This is a genomic window from Mesorhizobium norvegicum, assembly GCF_004919685.1.
In the GTDB taxonomy this organism is placed as follows: Bacteria; Pseudomonadota; Alphaproteobacteria; order Rhizobiales; family Rhizobiaceae; genus Mesorhizobium; species Mesorhizobium norvegicum.
This window is the reverse complement of record NZ_SMYZ01000036.1, coordinates 18479-34111: the sequence shown is the minus strand read 5'-3', so window position 1 is coordinate 34111 and position 15633 is coordinate 18479. Positions and strand designations below refer to the sequence as shown.

Below are 15633 nucleotides of genomic sequence, written 5' to 3'. Positions count from 1 at the left end.
AGACAGGGTCGTGGTCACAGGAGCTTACTTGCTACCGGCGGCTTCCGCAGCGGTGATCTCGACCCAATCGGGCGTGATCGGCAGCGTCAGGCCGGGCGCCTGGTCGGGGAAGGCATTCTCGCCGACCGCGATCTTGATCATCTTGGTGCCCGGATAAAGCTTCGACTCGAACGGATCGGTGGTGACGAAGTCACCCTTGACCGAGACGGAGCGCTCAGCCGGCTTCTTGCCGGTGTCGAGAATGTCGACCGCCAGCTTGATCGCCTCCGACGAGAGATAGGCCGGATTCGAGCCGAGGATGCACTTGGCGCCTTGCGTCTGCGCGCAGGTAAGGGCGGCTACATTGTAGGAGAAGCCGACGACCGGGACGATCGGCCGGCCGGCATCCTTCAGCGCCTGGATGGCGCCCGAGCCGTAGCCTTGCGTCATGATGCCGTCGATCTGCGGATTGGCGGCAAGCAGTGCCGCTACGCCGGACTGTTCCGGCCCGAGCGCATAGTTGCCGTTGTAATAGCCGACCACCTTGATGTCGGGATATTTGGCCAGCACCTTTTCATAGCCCTGCTGCAATTGGGCCGAGATCGGCGCGCCGGCAAGGCCGCGGTCGAGGATGATGTTGCCCTTGCCGCCAAGCTGCGTGGCCATCCACTCGGCCATGACGGAGGGGATACGGTCCCAGTCGGAAGCGACGGCATAGGCGCAGGGCTCGGTCACCACCTGGTCGAAGCTGATGACGACGATGCCGGCGTCACAAGCCTTCTTGATGGTCGGGTTCAAGGCCGAATCCGAACCGGCATCGACGAGGATGGCATCCGGCTTCTGGCGGATGATGTTGTTCAGCGAGTTGATCTGCGCCTGAACGGTGTTCTCGACATTCTCGATCTTGAGGTCGACGCGACCCTTCAGCGGTCCCTTGTTGACGGAAACGGTGGCGACGCGCTCCATCTGCTGGCGCCAGTCATTGCCGACGAAATTATTCGAGAGGTAGATGGTGTAGGGCTTCTTGTCCTCTGCGCGGCTCGGCGCCGTGCTGATGGCGATTGCAGACATGGCAAGAGCTGCCAATCCTATGCAAACTGTCTTCAGTTTCATGGTCTCTCCTCCTTCGTGTTTCCTGCATCAGCCAGCGACGGACTTCGCCATCTTGGTGGGTGCTGCACATAAATTGATACCGGTACCAAAACGCCTTGTCAATTTAAGCCAAGGCGCATTGGGGTAGCTTCGAGGCGACCATTTCGCCGCCGATTGGCAGACGTCGCTCATTTCGCGCCGGCGGCCTCGGCAGGGGTGATTTCAACCCAGTCCGGGCTGACCGGAAGAAACAGACCGGGAGCCATGTCCGGAAAGGCGTTCTTGCCGACCTCGATCTTCTGCATGGCCGCGTCGGGGTACAATTCCGACGGAACCGGATCGGTGGTGAGGAAGGCATTGCGCAGCAGGATCTTCTTCTCGGCCGGCTTCTTGCCGTCGAGGATCTCGACCGCGAGCTTCAGGGCCTCGGCCGACAGATAGGCAGGGTTGGGCGCCAGAATGCACTGGGCGCCTTGCGTCTGGGCACAGGACGTCGTCGTCAGGTTGAACGGACTGCCGGTGATCGGAACGATCGGACGGCCGGCATCCTGCAGCGCCTTGAGCGCTCCGGCGCCGTAGCCCTGGACGAAGATGGCGTCGACTTGCGGGTGGGCCGCCAGCAGGCTGGCGACGCCGGCCTGCTCCGGTCCCAGCGCATAGTCGCCGTTAAAATAGCCGACCACTTCAATGCCGGGGTATTTCTTGATGACCTCCTCGAACCCACCCTGCAACTGAGCGGAGATCGGAGCGCCGGCAAGCCCGCGATCGACGAGGATCTTGCCCTTGCCGCCGAGTTTCTTGACCAGCCATTCAGCCTCCACGCGCGGCGCCCGGCCCCAGTCGGACTCCATCGTGTAGGCGCAGGGGGCGCTGACGATCTGATCGAAAGCGATGATCAGAATGCCGGCATCGCAAGCCTTCTGGATCGTCGGATTGAGCGCTTCGCCCGAGCCGGCATCGATGATGATGGCGTCGGGCTTGTTGCGAATGATGTTGTTGAGGGAATTGATCTGCGCCTGGACCGTGGTCTCGACCACTTCGACCTTCAGATCGACACGACCGGCCAGCGGCGGTTTCTTGACCGCGATGTCGGCGCTGCGCAGCATCTGCTGGCGCCAGTCGTTGCCGACGAAATTGTTGGAGAGATAGATAGTGTAGGGCTTCTTGTCCTGTGCGTTGGCCGGCACGGCATCGATCGACAGCAACGTCGTCGCGATCACCGCAAGGCCGGCGAAAAATGCGCCTGCTTTCATGACTTCCTCCTCCCGTGTTGTTGTCGGCTGCGCGAACGCCGCCGCCTATTCAAGTGCCTTCCAGGCACGCCCCCTTATGGACAGACTTTGTTTTGTGCATGCCGTTACCCCGGAACCGCTGCGCACATTTGGGCGACATGCCCCAGGCAAATGCTCGGCAGCGGATGTGGTCGCGCATCCACGTTCGATCGTGGTTTTCGGCACGGCCTTCATCCTAGCTATGATGCTATTATAATTTTATAAAACTGTCCATGGGCGAGACAGGGAAATCCGTGCGGACAATCCTGCTGATCGGCCTGCCGATCAGGCCGGCCGATCGGCCCCGCCGATCGGGCTCAGGCCAGATCGTTCGGCGCGTCGTAGCTGATGCTGAAGAGATCGGCCGGATGCCGCGCAATGGTGAACTCGATGCTCTGCTGGTCGGCCGACTGATAGAGCATCTCCACGCTCAGGACCGCACTGCCCAGCGCGACGCCGAGGTCTTCGGCGATGGCCTCGTCGGCGATCTCGGCGCGGACCGTGACATGCGCGACGTCCAGCCGAAGGCCGAGATGCCGTTGCACCGAGCGAAAGATCAGCACGTCGGAAAAATCGTCCCGCTTCAGCTTCGCTCCGACAGCAGGCGGGAAATAGCTGGTGATCTGCGCCTTCTTCTGCTCGCCCACCGACAGGATGCCGCGAAGGCAGTAACCCGCCTCGTCCTTGGCCATACCGAAATGGCGTTGGAGCACGGGGGAAACCTCCTTGCGATAGGATTTCACCGTCAGTTGCGCGTCCTTGGTGAAGGCCGCCATGTCGGCGAAATTCTTGAATTTCCAGCTCAGATTGACCGACGGATTGCGTGCCGTGACCACAGCCGGCTTCGCCGACCGTTTTCTGATCAGCCCGTCGGCCTCGAGGTCTCGCAACGCTTGCCGCACCGTGATCAGGCTGACACCAAAGTGCTCGGCAATGGTCGCTTCCTTCGGCAGTTCGCCGCCGACGGGGAAGGTGCCGTTGCCGATCGGCTCGCGCAGGATGTCGGCGAGCTGGCGATACAGCGGCCCGTTCGAGCGGCCGAGCGTGCGCCGGGGAAGACTGTCGATGGTGGGAACGGAGTTATCCATGAGCCTCGTCGCGCCTGTGTCGAAGCTTTTATAATAGCTTCTTTGGCCCGAGGCTATGCGTGTCGCTCAAAAGTGGCTCCGGTTTTGGGATAACGACATGCACAAAGCCAAAAGCCAACGCCGATGACCATCAACCGCCTCAGACGAAGAGCCGGAGCGGGTGTTCGATCGCCGATTTCAGGGCGGCGAGCCACGCTGCGGCGGTGATCTCATCAACGCTTGCCGTATCTGCCGTCAGCAGGCATTCGGCATGGTCACCTGCGGTGCTGATGGAGACGGCCAGACGCATGGCGCGGCCCGGCAGGAGCGGCAGCATCAGCGGCCGGATGTCGCTCGCCGGCAGCAGGCGGATGGAAAGCAGCGCCGGCATTTCCGCGTCATCGCGACTGTCGGCCAGAGCTGCAAGCCGCGTTGTGCGCAGCGACGTCAGGGGCATCTCGGGGACGGTCGCAAACACCACCTGCCGGCCCGCCAATTCCAGCGCCAGCGGCATGTCGCCGACCTTGGCGGCATCCGGGATCTCAACGCATACACGACCCGCCGCGCGCAGCAGCACGTCGTCGATGTCGAACGCTCTCCCCGTGCTCTCCAGCGCGGCCAGCAGGTCTCGCAGCGCGGTCAGCGCGACCGACGCCGCAAAGGCGGCAATGCGGGGAGCCGCAACAGAAGAGGCGACGATGTCAGGCAGATTTACGGGCGCGGCGGCCGGAACGAAGCCCAGCACATCGGCTGCCAGGATGCGCCCGCCGGGACCACTGCCGCGAAGGGTTTCGAGCGGGAGAGCGCGCTCGCGCGCCAGGCGGCGTGCATAGGGAGAAACAGCCAGCCGCGGTGTCTGCGCCACCGCCATGTTCATTTGAGATACTCAGAATTGACGCAGTTGGTGAGCCGGCCCTCGGCGAGATAGGCGTGCACGACCTCGATCGATTTCAACCTGAGATCGCGCATCGATGCCGGGCTGTAGAAGGCCGCGTGCGGGGTGACGATCAGCCGGTTGGCGATCCACGGCTCGCGGCGGCGCCATGCCGCCAGCAACGGATGGTCGAGATCGCCGGGTTCGTTGGGCAGCACGTCCAGTCCGGCTCCCGCGACTGTGCCCTTGCGCATCGCGGCTTCCAGCGCGTCGAGATCGACGATCGGGCCGCGCGCGGTGTTGATGAGCACAAGCCCGGGCTTGGCGGTGGCGAAGGCGGCCGCGCCAAGCAGCTTGCGGGTTTCCTCGCTCAGCGGCGTGTGGACGCTGACCACATCCGCCCGCCCCATCAGCTCGGCCAGCGAATGGACCCGCTCATAGCCGGTCGACAGGTCGACGCCGGACAGAAGATGCGGGTCGTAGAACACCACCTTCATGTCGAAGGCGGCGGCGCGGCGGGCTGTGGCCAGCCCGATGCGGCCGAGCCCGACAATGCCGAAGGTGGCGCCCTTGTGCCTACGCACCAGCGGCGCCTTGGAGAAATGCCAGCCCTCGGTGCCATGGCCGGCAAGCTCCGCGCCATAGGCGGAGGTGCCGCGCGTCAGCGCCAGCATCAGGCCGATGGCGTGGTCGGCGACTTCCGTTGTGCCGTAGTCCGGTACGTTGCAGGCGGGAATCCCGCGCGCCCCCCAGCCCGCCGTGTCGATGTTGTCGAAGCCGACGCCGGAGCGCACGGCGATCCGCGCCTTTGGGAAAGCAGTCGGGGTGGCGGCGACGTTGTGGGTGGGCGAATAGTTGATGACGGCATCGACCGTCTCGCAGACAGCCGGATCGAGACTGGCGGCCTTGTCATTGGTCGATCTGGCGAGGATGAGCTCGATGTCGGGATAGTGCTCGCGCTCGAGTTCGGCTTCGTCGGCGGCTTGCCAGTTGGCGCACAGGATCTTCATGCTTGCCCTTCGGATCTCTGGTGGTGGATTATTTCTTGATGCCGCCGATGCGGCCGCCCATCGGCACGACGGCGCCGACCGGCTGATCGATGGCGCTCAATGTACCGCTGATCGGTGCTTCGATCTCTACGACAGCCTTGTCGGTCTCGATCTCGGCGATCAGTTCACCCTCCTTGACCACATCGCCGACCGCCTTCAGCCATTTGACGACGGTGCCTTCGCTGACGGTGAGATCGCCGAACGGCATGGTTATCGGCTCGTCGTCACTGGCGGCGGCAAGCGCCTGAGCCGGCGGCGCAGCCTGCGCCACCTTGGCCGGAACAGGCGCAGGCTTAGCCGGCGCAGCACTTTTCAAGCCGACCGTGTACCAGTGATCCGGCACCGGCGGCTTGCCTGATATGACGTCGCGCACGCCCTGGACGATGCGCGCCGTATCGACCAGCATGGCGCGCTCCAGCACCGGCGCGAAGGGGTGCGAGGTCGGCGCGGTGTGCAGCCGTCCGGGCGGTGCATCGAGCTCGTCGAAGGCGAGTTCGTTGATGGCTTGCGCGATCTCGCCACCCAGGCCGCACATCGCCCAGGCTTCGTCGACGATGAGCAGGTGATGAGTTTTCCGCACGCTGGCGACGATCGTGTCGATGTCGAGCGGCATGATGGTGCGCGGATCGATCACCTCGGCCTCGATGCCTTCCGCCGCCAATGCCGCAGCAGCCTCCAGCGCGCGCTGCACCATCTGGCCGGCGGCAACGATGGTGATGTCGGTGCCAGCCCGGGCGATGCGCGCGACGCCGAAGGGCACATAGTGTTCACCGACCGGCACCTCGCCCTTGGATGCGAACAGCGCCTTGGGTTCGAGCATGATGACGGGATCGCCGGCCCGCAGCGCCGTCTTCATCAGGCCCTTGGCATCGGCCGGGGTCGAGGGCACGCAAACGATGAGGCCCGGCATGTGGGCGAAGACCGGATGATAGATGCCGCTGTGATGCGGGCCGGAACTGCGCAGCGCACCGGCGCCGACGCGCACCACCATCGGCGCGCTCATCAGGCCGCTGGTCATGTAGCGCAGCTTCGCTGCCTGTAAAAAGATCTGCCCGGCGGTCTCGAAGGCGAAGTCGGCGAACATCAGGTCCGAGACGGTGCGGGCGCCGGTGGCCGAGGCGCCGACGGCGGCAGCGGTAAAGCCCTGTTCGGAAATCGGCGTGTCGACCATGCGCTCGGCGCCGAATTCCTGCCAGAGATTCTTGGTGTGAGCAAAACTGCCGCCGCGCTCGCCGGTGCCCTCGCCGAAATAGAGGATCGCCGGATTGGCGCGCATCTCCTCGGCAATGCCGTCGCGCACTGCCTCGAGCCAGCCTTGCGTGCGCATCTCGCCGACAGCGCGCCAAGCCAAGGCGGCTGGTGGGTTGATCGGATCGGCAAAGACATGCAGGCGCACGGTCGCCGGATCGGGCTCGGGCGAGTTGCGGGCGAAGGCCAGCGCCTCCTCGACGACCCTCTCGATCCGGCTTTCGATCGCCGCCAGCGCCTCGGCATCGGCGATGCCATAGTCCTCGACCAGCTTCTTGCGGAACATGTCAATCGGATCGCGCTTGATCCAGGCGTCGAGCTCTTCCTGCGTCCGGTAGGTGCCGATGACCGGATCGCCCTCATGGTGACCGACGGTGCGATAGGTCTTGGCCTCGATCAGCGTCGGGCCCTTGCCGGCACGGGCACGCTCGGTGGCTTCCTTCATGGCCAGCCAGACGGCGAAGACATCGTTGCCGTCCACCGCCACGCCGGGCAAGCCGTAGGAGGCGGCCTTGGTGGCGATCTCGGGATTGAGCGTGACGGAGCTGAGCGGCGTCGCCGTGGCGTAGAGATTGTTCTCGCAGACGAAGACCGCAGGCGCCCGCTGCACGGCGGCGAAGTTGAGCGCTTCGTGGAAGCCGCCATGATTGGCGGCGCCGTCGCCGAAGAAGGCGACGCCGATGTCGTCACGCCCCTGCTGGCGCGCGCCCATGCCGATGCCGACGGCATGGCCGATGCCGGCGGCGACGATGCCATTGGTGCCGAACAGGCCGACCGAGCGGTCATAGAGATGCATGGTGCCGCCGCGGCCGCCGCAAATGCCGTCGGCCTTGCCGAACAATTCGGCCATCACCCGGCCGGGGTTGGCGCCCTTGGCCAGCGCGTGACCGTGGCCACGATGGGTCGAGGTGACCCAGTCGGTCGGGCGCAGATGCGCGCAGACGCCAACGCCGGTCGCCTCCTCGCCGATATAGAGATGCAGGAAGCCGGGGGTCTCACCCTTGCGGCAAGCGATCTGGGCAATGCTTTCGAAGCGGCGCAACAGCACCATGCGTTCGAACAGGTCGAGCAAGATCTTCCGGTCGGGGAGGTTTGGCGCACCCCTGGAATCCTCGCGTGCGCGCGCCACAGAAATTGCCACCAAAGCCTCCCTGAATCCGTCTGGTGCCGGGCGGCAAAGCGCCGGCGGCGAGCTTGTCGGTCACTCGCTTCGATCCATCATAGATTATAATAGCATAATGTCTACTGGCTCCGAAAAGAGCCTGATGACGGCTAGATTTTGGTGATGCGCACCGTCGCGTCAGGCCGCTGGAACAGCTCCGGCCGCAGGCTGAGGCCAAGCCCCGGCCCTTCGAGCGGCGCGACATGGCCGGCCTTCACCGGCGGAATGTCGGCGACAATCTCGGTGTACCAGCCGTTGAAATAGGCGCGCACCGCTTCCTGGTAGTTGACGTTTGGCAAGGTCGCCGAGAGCGCGCAGCTGGCGGCATAGACGATCGGCCCGGTGCAGTCGTGCAGTGTCACCGGCAGTTCGCTGGCCTCGGCCATGTTGGCGATCTTGCGCGCTTCCGAGAGCCCGCCGCACCAGGCAAGGTCGATCATGATCACGCTAGCCGCGCGCTTGTCGATCAGCTGCTTGAACATTTGCCGCGAGGCCAGCCGTTCGCTGGCGGCGACCGGTATCGAGGTGTGGCGGGCAAGCTCGGCCATGGCGTCGAGCTCGTTGTAACGGATCGGCTCCTCCAGCCAGGCGACGTCATAGGGTTTGAGCGCCTCGGCGATGCGCAGCACTGGCGGCAACGTCCAGAGCCCATGCAGCTCGACCATGATCTCCATGTCGCGGCCAACGGCGTCGCGGATTTTCTGGAAGGGCTCCAGCGCATTGTCGAGATCGGCAAGCGAGATGCGGGTGCCGTTCGAGGCCTCGGCGGCGATGTCGAACGGCCATATCTTCATCGCGCCGATGCCTTCCGATTTCAGGCTCTTGGCGAGGTCGCCGGCATTGTAGCGCCAGGCGAGGAGATCTTCATACGGACCTTCGTTCGAATCGCCTGCTTTCAGCGACCAGTCCTCACCACGCTCGAACAGCGCGTTCTTCTTTGTGGCGCGGACATGTTTGTAGCCGGCGCAGGTGTTGTAGATCGGCACGGTCTTGTGCGTGCGCCCGCCAAGCAGCCGCCAGACCGGCTCGCCGAGCGCCTGGCCATAGATATCCCACAGCGCGATGTTGACGGCGGAATTGCCGCGCACCTCGGCGCCGGAATCACGCGCGCCGACATAGACGCCGCCCAGCGTGCGGTCATGCAGCTCGATGTCGCGCGGGTCTTTGCCTAGGAGATAGGCGGCGACATTGTCGTGGATGTAGGAGGCGACCGGACCCGGCGCCCAGAAGGTCTCGCCTGTGCCGATGAGGCCGGCATCGGTGTGGACACGCAGCCAGAACAGGAACGGAAATTCCGCCAGTTGCAGCGTTTCGAGCGCGACGACTTTCATTTTTTCCTCCCGACGGCGACGAGCCGTGTGGCCCGGCTGACAATAGCATATCCCCGTTGACAGCCATTTATGGTACCGGTATCAATCCCGTCAAGATGGCCACCGGGAGGGTGCTCGCTTGCCTGCCGAAATTCACAATACCATGCGACCGAGGGCACTGGTCACTGGTGCCGCCGGCGGCCTCGGCCGCGAAGTCGCGATCCAGTTAGCCCGGCGCGGCTGTGCCGTCGCAATTGCCGACATCAATGGCGAAGGTTTGGTCGAAACCGCCCTGCAAATCAGGGATATCGGCGCGGAAACCGAGACCATAACAGGCGATTTCACCAGGGAAGGCGCGCCGGAAGAGGCGGTGGAAAAAGTGCTGGCGCGCTGGGGCGGCATCGACATCCTGGTCAACAATGCCGGCTATGGCGTGATCGAGCCGTTCCTCGACGCCACATTCAAGGCCTGGACCCGCACGCTGGCGCTCAACGTCACCGCCCTTGCCATGGCCTGCAAGGCGGCGGGCCGGGTGATGCGCGAGCAGCGTTCGGGGCGCATCGTCAACATCACCTCGCCGGGTTCGCGCATGGCGCTGCCCGACTACACCGCCTACACCGCCAGCAAGGCGGGCGTCGATTCCATCACCCGCGCCGCAGCCGTGGCGCTGGCGCCTTATGGCGTGCTGGTCAACAGCCTGGCGCCCGGCATGATGGACACCGAGATGCAGCGCTCGACGGAGGCTGATCTCGCCCGCGCCAACGGCCGCAACGATCTGCAGGCCTTTCTCGACGAGCGCACGCGCCGCATTCCGCTCGGCCGCCGCGCCGAGATTTCCGAAGTGGCCGAAGCGGTCGTTTGGCTGTGCCTCGATTCGCCTGACTACATGACCGCCGAGCGGCTCAACATGTCGGGCGGGCTCGACAAGGACTGATCCAATGCTGCGAAACTCCCCTCCCGGCACCGCCGACATCGGTGCGCTCGAACGCAAAGCAAAGCGGTTGCGCCGCCACATGCTGACCATGGCGCGCGGCCAGGGCCAGGGCTATATCGGCCAGGGTCTCGGCATCGCCGACACGCTGGCGGCGCTCTATTTCCACGAACTGCGCTATGACCCGCACAATCCAGCGTGGCCTGATCGCGACCGCTTCCTGTTGTCGACCGGGCACTATTCCATCGCGCTGTGGGCAGCACTGGCCGAGGCCGGCATCATTCCGGTCGAGGAGCTGGTCACCTATGGTGCCGACAACAGCCGGCTGGAGATGTCGACGCTCGACACCACGCCCGGCGTCGAAATGATCGGCGGGTCGCTCGGTCATGGCCTCGGGCAAGGTGTCGGCCAGGCGCTCGGGCTGCGCGTCGACCACTCCGACTCGCGCGTCTTCGTCGAACTGTCCGATGGCGAGATGCAGGAGGGCTCGACCTGGGAAGCGGCGATGTCGGCCAGTCATTTCAGGCTCGACGGGCTGGTGGCGCTGATCGACTGCAACGGCATCCAGGCCGATGGACCTGTCGTGCTCGACATGGAGCCTGTAGCCGACAAATGGCGCGCCTTCGGCTGGGAAACGTCTGAGATCGACGGCAACGACATGACGGCGGTGGTCGGCGCGATGGCTGGTGCGCGTGAGCGCAACGGCAAGCCGAAGGCGATCGTGCTGCGCACACTGCCCGGCAAGGGCGTGCCGCGCATCGAGAGCAGCGAGAAGTCGCATTTCTTCCGCATCGACGTCGCGCAATGGGATGGCATCATCGCCGAGTTCGAGAAAAGCGTGGGAACACAGCAATGAGCGGCGAGGTAATGGAGGCCGGCCGCACGCTGGCCATGGGCCAGGACGAAGCGCTCGGCGGCGGCCGTCGAAGCGTGGAAGCGCCGTTCGGTCGCGCGCTGGCCAGGCTTGGCCAGAGCCGGCCCGACATTGTCGGGCTGACCGCCGATCTCGGCAAATACACCGACATCCTGCCGTTCCGCGACGCCTTCCCGGACCGCTTCTTCAATGTCGGCATGGCCGAGCAGAATCTGGTCGCCGTCGCAGCCGGGCTGGCGCGCACCGGCAAGGTGCCGTTCGCCACCACCTATGGCGTGTTCGCAACGCGGCGCGCCTATGATTTCGTCGCCATCGCGCTCGCTCACTCCAACCTTAACGTCAAGATCGTCGCCGGCCTGCCGGGTCTCACAACGGGTTATGGCGGCACGCATCAGGCGATCGAGGACCTGGCGCTGATGCGGATGATTCCCGGCCTGACCGTCATCGACCCCTGCGACGCGACCGAGATCGAGGCGGCGACCGAAGCGATCGCCGAGCATCATGGCCCGGTCTACATGCGGCTGCTGCGCGGCAGCGTGCCCGTCGTGTTCGAGCCCGGCTATCGCTTCGAGATCGGCAAGGCGCGGCGGCTTCGCGAAGGGTCGGATGTCGGCATCATCTCAACCGGCTTCATGACCGAGCGGGCGCTGGACGCGGCGGAGGCTTTGCACAAGCACGGCCTCTCCGCCGGTGTGCTGCATGTGCCGACCATAAAACCGTTCGACTCTGTGGCCGTGGCTGAGTTTGCGGCCGGCGTCAGCCGTATTGTCACTGCGGAAAACCATGTCGTCGTCGGTGGGCTGGCGAGCCTCGTCGTCGAGAGCTTGTTCGATGCCGGCCTTTTGAAGACAGTGACGCGTATCGGCCTGCCCGACCGCTACATCGAATGCGGCGCGGTGCCGACCTTGCAAGCGAAATACGGCCTGACGACCGAGGCCGTGATCGCGACGATCGCCGCGCTGGGTTAGGACTTTCGCATGAAGATCACCGAGATCGAGACCTTCGCCGTACGCCACTTCGTGCACGGTCTCTTGCCGGTCGCGCTGATCCTGATCGACGTGCATGCGCGCTTCACCGAAATCGCCGCACGCCGCGTCGCTACGCTCCTTGCTTCGCCCGTGGATGACGAAGCAAGTTTAGGAGCCGCGCGATGAACTGCCCAAGGACACGCGCACCTGGCCGCCGAGCAGCTGGTGGATCGGCACGCCGAGGCTCTTGCCCAGAATGTCCCAGCAGGCCGCAGACCCGAGGATCCATGCCGTGACATCCGAGCGCCGCAACGGTGCAGAATTCTGTTCCGCTGCGCTATTCGGTATCGGTCGCGGCATGGATCCTAGGGTCTCCGCGACGCCGCTTCGCGGCTGCTCCGCCCTAGGATGACGACGCTAGGGGAGCTTCGGCGGAGACAGTCAGGCGCTCTCGCGGTCGACGATCTCGAAGCCGAGGCTGGTGATGGTCGGCACCTTGGTGTTGCCGCCGAGCCTTGCCAGCAATTGCCGCACCGCGCGCCGGCCCATCTCGTAGCGATTGACCTTGACCGTGGTCAGCGGCGGATAAAGCTGTGCGGCCAGATCCATGTCGCCATAGCCGGCAATGGCGATCCTGCCCGGCACCGCCCAGCGCCGACGGTGGCATTCCTGCACGGCGCCGACAGCCAGCGTATCGCTGGAAAAGAAGATGGCGTCGATATCTCTATGGCGGGAGGTCAATGTCACCAGCGCCTCGGCGCCGCCCTGGGCGGTGATCGGCACCTCGACCTCCATGTCGTCATGGTTCTTGATGCCGAGTTCAGTGAGTGCGGCGTGATAGCCGGTGCGGCGCTGCTGCAGGCGGTCATTGCCATGGATCGGCGTCGAGACGAAGCCGATGCGCTTGTAGCCCTTGGCCGCCAGATGCATGGTCATGGCGTAGGCGGTCTCGAAATTGGAGACGCCGACCACCATGTCGATCGGCTTGCGGCCCTTGATCTCGGATATCTCGACCACCGGCGCACCGCTGCTCTTCAACAAGGCGCGGGCGACCTCGCTTTGCACGAAGCTCTGCAGGATCATGCCGACAGGGCGCCAGCCGAGCAGGTTGCGGATCGATTTCTCCTCCGCTTCCTGCGTGAACTCGCCCTGCACCAGGAGCATCGAATAGCCGCTCTCATGGCACTCGTCGGACATGCCTTGCACCTGTTCGGCGATGCCCGAATTGATCAGCGGCGGCACCACGGTGCCGATCATGCGGCCATTGCCGCGCATGCTCGATGCCAGCCGGTTCGGCACGAAGCCGGCCTGCTCGATGGCCTCGAGCACCTTGGCGCGCGTCTCCGGCGAGACCATGTCGGGATTGGACAGCGCGCGCGACACCGTCATCGGCGCGACGCCGACGCGCTTGGCGATCTCGCGGACGCCAAGGCGCTGCGGCTTCTTCTCGCCCGCCGGCGGTCTATCGGTCATCACCATGCTCCAAGAGGGCGCGATCCAGCACTGTCCGGCGGATCACGCGACATCAGCCATTCATAGCGGTTGCAAGGGGCGCTTTCCAGCGATGCGCCAAGCTGTCCCCGAGTTGCGAATTTTCATCGTTGACAAGTTATAATATTATAATCTTAATGCGGTTGAGGAGTGCGCCAGGATCGGCGCTGGTGCCTGGAGTCGGCCGCAAGAGCCGGCAACCGGCGCCGCCAGGGAGGTCAGGATGAACAGCGCGGCTGACGTGAGTTCGCCGCCCCGGGATGCGCAATCGTTCCGGCGGCGGCTGATCGGCTTCATTGCCGTCGGCGAAGTCGGCGTGCTGGCCGCCATGGCCCTGCTGATCGCCTTCTTCTGGCTGCTTGAGCCGGCCTTCCTGTCCGAGCGAAACACCCGCGCCATTCTCAACGTCGTCTCCTTTGTCGGCATCATCGCCATCGGCCAGACCATCCTGCTGGTCGCCGGCGAGTTCGACCTGTCCGTCGGCTCGGTGGCCGGACTGTCCGCCGTGGTCGCCGCCAAGCTGATGACCGCGGCCGCCTTGCCGGTCTCGATCGCCATACTCGGTGGCGTCGGCGTCGGCGCGCTGATCGGCCTTGTCAACGGGCTGATCGTCGTCAGGCTCGGCATCCCCGCCTTCATCCAGACGCTCGGCATGCTGTTCATCGGCCAGGGCCTGATCCAGGTGGTGACCAGCGGCTATCCGGTCTATCCGCTGCCGGAGGCCATCAACGTCATTGGCGGCACCGATCTCGCCTTCGGGCTCGGCTGGAGCTTTGCCTTCTTCATCATCGCCGCAGTGATCGCCGACTTCGTCCTGCGGCGCACCGTGCTCGGGCGCAACATGTACGCCACCGGCGGCAACAAGGAAGTGGCGCATCTCGTCGGCATCAACACCAATGCCTACAAGATCGGCGCCTTCATCGTGGTTGGCGCGCTGTCGGCGATCGCCGGCATGTTCGTCATGGCCGATCTCGGCAGCGGCGGCACCTCGATCGGCAGCGGCTGGGAACTGACCGTCATTGCCGGCGTCGTGGTCGGCGGCGTCAGCCTGTTCGGCGGCGCCGGCACGGTTGCCGGCGGCGTCGTCGGCATCCTGATGCTGAAAGTGGTGCAGAGCGGCCTCGTCGTCATCGGCGTCAACTCCAACTGGCAGCAGATCGCGGTCGGCGTGATCATGGTGATGGCCGTCGGCCTCGACATATTGCGCCGCCGCTACTTCATCGCCGGCGCCTGAGCAAACCGCGAGAGAACGTGGATATTACGCCGGCAAAAAGCCGGTGAACCAAGGGAGGTAGGACATGAAACTCGATCTGAAAAAAGGGCTGATCCGCGCTGCGCTCACCGCGGCAGTGGTTGCCACGTCGCTGGGCTCGGCGAGCCTTGCCCAGGCGGCCGACATCCATCTGCTGTGGGTGCAGGCGATGAAGGATCATCCCGTGCACCGGCTGATGCAGGCGGGCTTCCTCAACAAATGCAAGGAGCTCGGTTACACCTGCGAGGTCGTCGGCGACCCGAGCGCCACCAACTGGGATATTCCGGCGACATTGCCATTGGCCGAAGCGGCCCTTGCCCGCACCAAATACGACGCCATCGGCGTCTACGGGGTGGATCCGGCGATCTATTCCTACATCACCAAGCTTGCCAAGGAGGGCTTCCCGATCGTGACCTGGCATGTGCTGCCGCCAGAAGGCACTGTCACCGGCCTCAAGGCCGCGACCGGCGAGGACATCGCCGATGTCGGCGCCAATGCGGCGATAGCCATCGGCGACAAGCTGGGCGGCAAGGGCACGGTGGCGCTGACGCAAGGCGCTTCCAACGACACCGAAAACGCCATGTCGGATGCCTTCCGCAAGACAATCGCGGCGAAATACCCCGGCATCAAGGTGCTCGACACGCAGATGGAAGGTTTTGAGCCGTCAGCGGCCGAGGCCAAGGCCGTGGCGATCCTGCAAGGCAATCCGGACGTCACCGCCGCCTTCGGCACCACCGGCAACAGCATCCAGACCTGGTCGGGAGCCTCCCGCAAGGCCGGGCGCGATGTCGTCATCATCGGCATGGATTATATCAGGCAGAACCTCGACCTAGTGAAGTCGGGCGCCGCCTACGGCATCGTCGCGCAGCCGCTCTATGAGGAGAGCGCCAAGGTCGCCGAACTGCTCGGCGACCTCGCCCAGGGCAAGACCGTGCCCTACAGCAACCCGCTGCCGGCCAAGGTGATCACATCAGCCGATCTCGACCCCTACTACAAGATGCTGGACAGCGCCGGCCAGTAACGCCTGCCGCCGGGTCCGCGCCTTGCGTGGATCCGGCATCTCCT

At 64.8% G+C, this 15633-nt stretch carries 14 protein-coding genes; 6 read left to right on the top strand and 8 right to left on the bottom strand.

Annotation, left to right across the window (positions count from 1 at the left end):
• Positions 1-24: 24 nt before the first annotated feature.
• From FCU66_RS14015 to FCU66_RS13985, 7 genes are all read right to left on the bottom strand, one after another.
• On the bottom strand, positions 25-1092 hold the full coding sequence (locus FCU66_RS14015; protein WP_136616536.1) for a sugar ABC transporter substrate-binding protein: 1068 nt from the start codon (positions 1090-1092) through the stop codon (positions 25-27).
• Positions 1093-1259: 167 nt separating this feature from the next.
• Positions 1260-2324 carry a sugar ABC transporter substrate-binding protein gene (locus FCU66_RS14010; protein ID WP_136616537.1) on the bottom strand — a complete coding sequence of 355 codons (1065 nt, stop codon included), beginning with the start codon at positions 2322-2324 and terminating at the stop codon, positions 1260-1262.
• A gap of 335 nt (positions 2325-2659) precedes the next feature.
• The gene (locus tag FCU66_RS14005) at positions 2660-3430 is read right to left on the bottom strand and encodes a GntR family transcriptional regulator (RefSeq protein ID WP_126067234.1); all 771 of its coding nucleotides are present in this window, start codon (positions 3428-3430) and stop codon (positions 2660-2662) included.
• 139 nt (positions 3431-3569) lie between these two features.
• Positions 3570-4286, bottom strand: coding sequence for an E3 binding domain-containing protein (locus FCU66_RS14000; protein ID WP_136616538.1), 717 nt, complete (start codon positions 4284-4286; stop codon positions 3570-3572).
• A complete protein-coding gene (locus FCU66_RS13995; RefSeq protein ID WP_136616539.1) occupies positions 4283-5293 on the bottom strand; it encodes a C-terminal binding protein in 1011 nt (336 codons plus the stop codon). The genes FCU66_RS14000 and FCU66_RS13995 overlap by 4 nt, the downstream gene beginning before the upstream one ends.
• Before the next feature lie 28 nt (positions 5294-5321).
• Complete coding sequence (locus FCU66_RS13990; protein WP_136616540.1) at positions 5322-7721, bottom strand: thiamine pyrophosphate-dependent enzyme; 2400 nt, start codon at positions 7719-7721, stop codon at positions 5322-5324.
• Positions 7722-7852: 131 nt separating this feature from the next.
• Positions 7853-9073 carry a mandelate racemase/muconate lactonizing enzyme family protein gene (locus FCU66_RS13985; protein WP_136616541.1) on the bottom strand — a complete coding sequence of 407 codons (1221 nt, stop codon included), beginning with the start codon at positions 9071-9073 and terminating at the stop codon, positions 7853-7855.
• Positions 9074-9191: 118 nt separating this feature from the next.
• On the opposite strand from FCU66_RS13985, the gene FCU66_RS13980 reads away from it, so the two are divergent.
• Genes FCU66_RS13980 through FCU66_RS41115 form a run of 4 tightly spaced genes read left to right on the top strand, consistent with a single transcriptional unit; the run spans position 9192 to position 12011 of the window.
• Positions 9192-9986, top strand: a complete 795-nt coding sequence (locus FCU66_RS13980; RefSeq protein ID WP_246093894.1) for an SDR family NAD(P)-dependent oxidoreductase — start codon at positions 9192-9194, stop codon at positions 9984-9986.
• Positions 9987-9990: 4 nt separating this feature from the next.
• Complete coding sequence (locus tag FCU66_RS13975) at positions 9991-10839, top strand: transketolase (RefSeq protein ID WP_136616542.1); 849 nt, start codon at positions 9991-9993, stop codon at positions 10837-10839.
• The gene (locus tag FCU66_RS13970) at positions 10836-11825 is read left to right on the top strand and encodes a transketolase family protein (protein WP_136616543.1); all 990 of its coding nucleotides are present in this window, start codon (positions 10836-10838) and stop codon (positions 11823-11825) included. The genes FCU66_RS13975 and FCU66_RS13970 overlap by 4 nt, the downstream gene beginning before the upstream one ends.
• Before the next feature lie 9 nt (positions 11826-11834).
• Positions 11835-12011 carry a hypothetical protein gene (locus tag FCU66_RS41115; protein WP_168991752.1) on the top strand — a complete coding sequence of 59 codons (177 nt, stop codon included), beginning with the start codon at positions 11835-11837 and terminating at the stop codon, positions 12009-12011.
• A gap of 255 nt (positions 12012-12266) precedes the next feature.
• Here the strand turns inward: FCU66_RS41115 and FCU66_RS13960 are convergent, their stop codons facing one another.
• A complete protein-coding gene (locus FCU66_RS13960; RefSeq protein ID WP_246093893.1) occupies positions 12267-13298 on the bottom strand; it encodes a substrate-binding domain-containing protein in 1032 nt (343 codons plus the stop codon).
• A gap of 241 nt (positions 13299-13539) precedes the next feature.
• Between FCU66_RS13960 and FCU66_RS13955 the strand changes: the two genes are divergently transcribed.
• Together FCU66_RS13955 and FCU66_RS13950 are read left to right on the top strand one after the other, a co-directional pair.
• On the top strand, positions 13540-14550 hold the full coding sequence (locus FCU66_RS13955; RefSeq protein ID WP_136616546.1) for an ABC transporter permease: 1011 nt from the start codon (positions 13540-13542) through the stop codon (positions 14548-14550).
• 64 nt (positions 14551-14614) lie between these two features.
• Positions 14615-15589, top strand: a complete 975-nt coding sequence (locus FCU66_RS13950) for a sugar ABC transporter substrate-binding protein (protein ID WP_136616547.1) — start codon at positions 14615-14617, stop codon at positions 15587-15589.
• Positions 15590-15633 lie beyond the last annotated feature (44 nt).

Bases quoted from the DNA above. Each gene is read 5' to 3' on its own strand.
- FCU66_RS14015 (WP_136616536.1), bottom strand. From the start codon at position 1,092: ATGAAACTGAAGACAGTTTGCATAGGATTGGCAGCTCTTGCCATGTCT.
- FCU66_RS14010 (WP_136616537.1), bottom strand. From the start codon at position 2,324: ATGAAAGCAGGCGCATTTTTCGCCGGCCTTGCGGTGATCGCGACGACG.
- FCU66_RS14005 (WP_126067234.1), bottom strand. From the start codon at position 3,430: ATGGATAACTCCGTTCCCACCATCGACAGTCTTCCCCGGCGCACGCTC.
- FCU66_RS14000 (WP_136616538.1), bottom strand. From the start codon at position 4,286: ATGAACATGGCGGTGGCGCAGACACCGCGGCTGGCTGTTTCTCCCTAT.
- FCU66_RS13995 (WP_136616539.1), bottom strand. From the start codon at position 5,293: ATGAAGATCCTGTGCGCCAACTGGCAAGCCGCCGACGAAGCCGAACTC.
- FCU66_RS13985 (WP_136616541.1), bottom strand. From the start codon at position 9,073: ATGAAAGTCGTCGCGCTCGAAACGCTGCAACTGGCGGAATTTCCGTTC.
- FCU66_RS13975 (WP_136616542.1), top strand. From the start codon at position 9,991: ATGCTGCGAAACTCCCCTCCCGGCACCGCCGACATCGGTGCGCTCGAA.
- FCU66_RS13970 (WP_136616543.1), top strand. From the start codon at position 10,836: ATGAGCGGCGAGGTAATGGAGGCCGGCCGCACGCTGGCCATGGGCCAG.
- FCU66_RS41115 (WP_168991752.1), top strand. From the start codon at position 11,835: ATGAAGATCACCGAGATCGAGACCTTCGCCGTACGCCACTTCGTGCAC.
- FCU66_RS13960 (WP_246093893.1), bottom strand. From the start codon at position 13,298: ATGACCGATAGACCGCCGGCGGGCGAGAAGAAGCCGCAGCGCCTTGGC.
- FCU66_RS13955 (WP_136616546.1), top strand. From the start codon at position 13,540: ATGAACAGCGCGGCTGACGTGAGTTCGCCGCCCCGGGATGCGCAATCG.
- FCU66_RS13950 (WP_136616547.1), top strand. From the start codon at position 14,615: ATGAAACTCGATCTGAAAAAAGGGCTGATCCGCGCTGCGCTCACCGCG.